This window comes from Mycolicibacterium brisbanense (genome assembly GCF_001570425.1).
GTDB classification, from domain to species: Bacteria; Actinomycetota; Actinomycetes; order Mycobacteriales; family Mycobacteriaceae; genus Mycobacterium; species Mycobacterium brisbanense.
This window is the reverse complement of sequence record NZ_BCSX01000030.1, coordinates 1-3740: the sequence shown is the minus strand read 5'-3', so window position 1 is coordinate 3740 and position 3740 is coordinate 1. Positions and strand designations below refer to the sequence as shown.

Annotated in this window: 3 protein-coding genes; all 3 read left to right on the top strand. The window is 62.7% G+C overall.

Features of this window, described 5'->3' with window-relative positions:
* Nucleotides 1–193: 193 nt before the first annotated feature.
* Nucleotides 194–910, top strand: coding sequence for an acetoacetate decarboxylase family protein (locus tag RMCB_RS17905; RefSeq protein WP_062829869.1), 717 nt, complete (start codon nucleotides 194–196; stop codon nucleotides 908–910).
* Entirely contained in the window at nucleotides 907–2118 is a 1212-nt protein-coding gene (locus tag RMCB_RS17900) for a cytochrome P450 (RefSeq protein ID WP_062829868.1), read from the top strand. The genes RMCB_RS17905 and RMCB_RS17900 overlap by 4 nt, the downstream gene beginning before the upstream one ends.
* A gap of 557 nt (nucleotides 2119–2675) precedes the next feature.
* A complete protein-coding gene (locus tag RMCB_RS17890) occupies nucleotides 2676–3569 on the top strand; it encodes a hypothetical protein (RefSeq protein WP_062829866.1) in 894 nt (297 codons plus the stop codon).
* Nucleotides 3570–3740 lie beyond the last annotated feature (171 nt).

Below are 3740 nucleotides of genomic sequence, written 5' to 3'. Positions count from 1 at the left end.
ACCAGCTTTGCTAGCCGATCACCAAACCGAACACAATCCTCGGAAAACGACACGACCACCGCAACCTCTCACATCGAGAGCATTGCGACGACCACGTGAACCCGCACCATGATCCGGGTACCGCAGCGTCTGTTCGCGAGGAAACAGTAGACACTTCTTGCAAAGTGTTTAGAACGCGTTCTAGATTTGGGGTGTGACCGAGCACACCATCGCCGGGTCCGTCGTGACCATGCCCGTACGGATCCGCACCGCAGATCAACACATGGCGATGTTCTCGGTGGATGCCGACGCCGCCCAGCGGATGATCGACTACAGCGGCCTGCAGGTCTGTCGCTACCGGCCGGGCCGCGCGGTCGTGGTCCTCATGCTGATGCGATACATCGACGGCGACCTGGGCCAGTACCTGGAATACGGCACCAACGTCATGGTCAACCCGCCCGGTTCGACGGCAACCGGCGTGCGCGCCCTTCAGTCCGCCGGGGCGTTCATCCACCACCTGCCCGTCGACCAAGCGTTCACCCTCGAGGCCGGTCGGTCGATCTGGGGGTACCCAAAAGTGATGGCGGACTTCACCGTTCGTGATGGCCGGCAGTTCGGTTTCGACGTGACCATCGACGGGCAGCTCGCGGTCGGGATGGAATTCCGGCCTGGTCTGCCGGTGCCTGCCAGGTTCACCTCCAAGCCGCAGATCCACCCCACCTTCTCGCACCTCAACGGCGTCACGAGAGAAACCGCCGGGGAGATGCGGCTGATCGGCGTGCGCTATCGGCCGGGTGGGGTCCGGCTGTGGTTGGGCGATCACCCGTACGCCAAAGAACTTGCGGCCCTTGGCTTGCCCAAACGCGCCCTCATATCGAGCTCAGTGCAGAACGTGGAGATGACGTTCGGCGATGCCAAGGAGATCTCATGACCCAGACCCTTCCCAGCACCAAGCCCGACGTCGATCTGGCAGACGGGAGGTTCTATTCCGACGGCGGAGCCCGCGAGGCCTACCGCTGGATGCGGGCCAACGAGCCGGTGTTCCGCGATCGCAACGGCCAGGCCGCGGCCGCCACCTATCAGGCGGTGCTCGACGCCGAACGCAATCCCGAGTTGTTCTCCAGCGCAGGCGGTATCCGGCCCGACCAGCCCGGCATGCCGTACATGATCGACATGGACGATCCCGCACACCTGTTGCGGCGCAAGCTCGTCAACGCCGGGTTCACCCGCAAGCGGGTGATGGACAAGGTGCCGTCGATCATCCGGCTGTGTGACACCCTCATCGACGCCGTGTGCGAACGCGGCGAGTGCGACTTCGTCCGCGACATCGCCGCGCCGCTGCCGATGGCCGTGATCGGTGACATGCTCGGCGTGCTGCCCGAAGAGCGAGACATGCTGCTGCGGTGGTCGGACGACTTGGTGTGCGGGCTGTCCTCGCACGTCGACCAGACCGTCATCCAGAAGCTGATGGAGACGTTCGCCGCCTATACCGAGTTCACCAGGAACGAGGTGATCAAGCGGCGGGCCAATCCCACCGACGACCTGTTTTCGATCCTGGTCAACGCCGAGGTCGAGGGCCAGCAGATGAGCGATGACGAGATCGTCTTCGAGACGTTGCTGATCCTCATCGGCGGCGACGAGACCACCCGGCACACCCTCAGCGGCGGGGTCGAGCAGCTGCTGCGGCACCACGATCAATGGGACACGCTCGTCGCGAATCAAGACGCCCTGCCCGGCGCCATCGAGGAGATGCTGCGCTGGACCTCGCCCGTGAAGAACATGTGCCGCACGCTGACCGCCGATACGACGTTCCACGGCACCGAGCTCAGATCCGGCGAGAAGATCATGCTGATGTTCGAGTCCGCCAACTTCGACGAGGCCGTGTTCGGCGATCCCGAGACGTTCCGGATCGACCGGAATCCCAACAGCCATCTGGCATTCGGCTTCGGCACGCACTTCTGTCTGGGCAACCAGCTGGCCCGGTTGGAGCTCAAGCTGATGGTCGGACGGCTGTTGCAGCGGCTGCCCGATCTCAGGCTTGCTGACGGAGCCGATGTGCCGCTGCGCCCGGCGAACTTCGTCAGCGGCCCTGAGGCGATGCCGGTGGTGTTCACTCCGACCGCGCCGGTGTTGACCTAGTCAGTCTTCGAGGAACGACCGCGCGGAATCCGCGGGGCCAGCGCATCTGGATGATGTGTTCGTCAAGGTGCTGGCGAAGTACCCCGATGAACGGCTCGAGACGTGTGAGCGGTTTGTGGAGGCGCTGCGGGATCAGCGGACGCGGCCGTGGCCGAACGCAGGGGACGCGGTGCGCGCCGACGGGTTTGATCTCGGATCGGCTAGGGCCGGTCAGCTCCGCGCTGGGTGGTCGCTGGCCGTCGGAGTAGTAGTGGCCCTGGTCTTGGGCTATCAGGGTGTGAGGTCATTGGCCGGTATCCCTGTGGCAGGTCAGATGGAGCTAAAGCGTTCGCAGTTCCGCTAAGCGAAGCGGCATAGTCACCGCACGACACCAGTTGTGCCAAACGTTGACGGTCACTGGTGCTCCGCCACATGAGACAGGAAACGGGACTCAGTGAGCTTCCGAAACGTCAAGCCTTCGACGCTGAGCAAGTCCGTCTCACTTCGCTAGATATGAGACAGTAGCTTCGCTTTAAAACCGTTGCGTCGAATCCGCTCGGGACGTTGAATGCTACGGCATGACGGGCATCGCTTGGTCATCGCTTACCGATGAATTGGTGGTGGCCGCGGATCTGTTCGGCCGCGAAGGCAGTGCGCTGGTCGAGTCGTGGCTGGAGGTCGAGACTTCCCGAGTAAGTGACGACGAGTTCGCCGCGCAGTTCTACACACATCTGTCCCTGCCTGGGGTCCTGCCGAGCGACTACTTGCACCGCATCGTGTGCACCCGCCACGGTAAATTGCTGGGCGGCATTCGTTTCCGTGGTCGAGACGTCAACCGCCCCTTCGTTGAGATCATCGCGCACGGATTCGACGACCTCGATCGACTGAGGGGTTGTGTCCGTGATGAGTGGTCGATGTTCAGACCAAAACACTTGCGTCTCTGCGTCAGCCCCGGCCGCATCTCAGGGCCAAATGCATTACTAGACATGAGCATCTACGCCGCTCGGTACAAGGACATGCCTGCACCGGATCCTTCAGTGCGACTGATCCCGTTTTCGGATCCAGAACATGCGATCGAAATGGTGCGTCGCCGGTATGAACACATGGCCAGCGCGGATCGCGCTGTCGCACGCAACGTCTTTCCTGCGGTCCCTGAGGACATCTCACGATGGCACCGCGCGGGCCAGCTGCAGGCAATCACGATCCACGGCGCAGCGGTAGGCGCGCTCGCCGTCGCCCCGGGCGCTATTCGCTGGATCTACGGTGACGAGATCCAGGAAGAGGTGATCGAGGCCGACCACGGTGGACATGGCTATGCCGCGCTCGCCCAAGCAGCATGGGCGAGCAGCGACGCGGTTGATCCAAACCAGCTTCTGATCGGCACCATCGACGGCCTCAATATTGCGTCACGCAAAACCGCTACCCGCGCACGCCGCCGCCGAGTCCTCGACCGGGTATTCATCGCGGTCTGACCATCCGTGCCCACCACTTCCAGTCGTCAGCACCCGAGATAGATTCTGAGTCGTCCAAATTCTTAGGGTTGTGTCCAGCAGAGTGGTGTACGAGTCCGGACCTGATCAGTGGTACCGGCGTGTCGTAGCCGAATGATTGAAGGTCATCGCGTGATTCTTCGAGAGACCGAC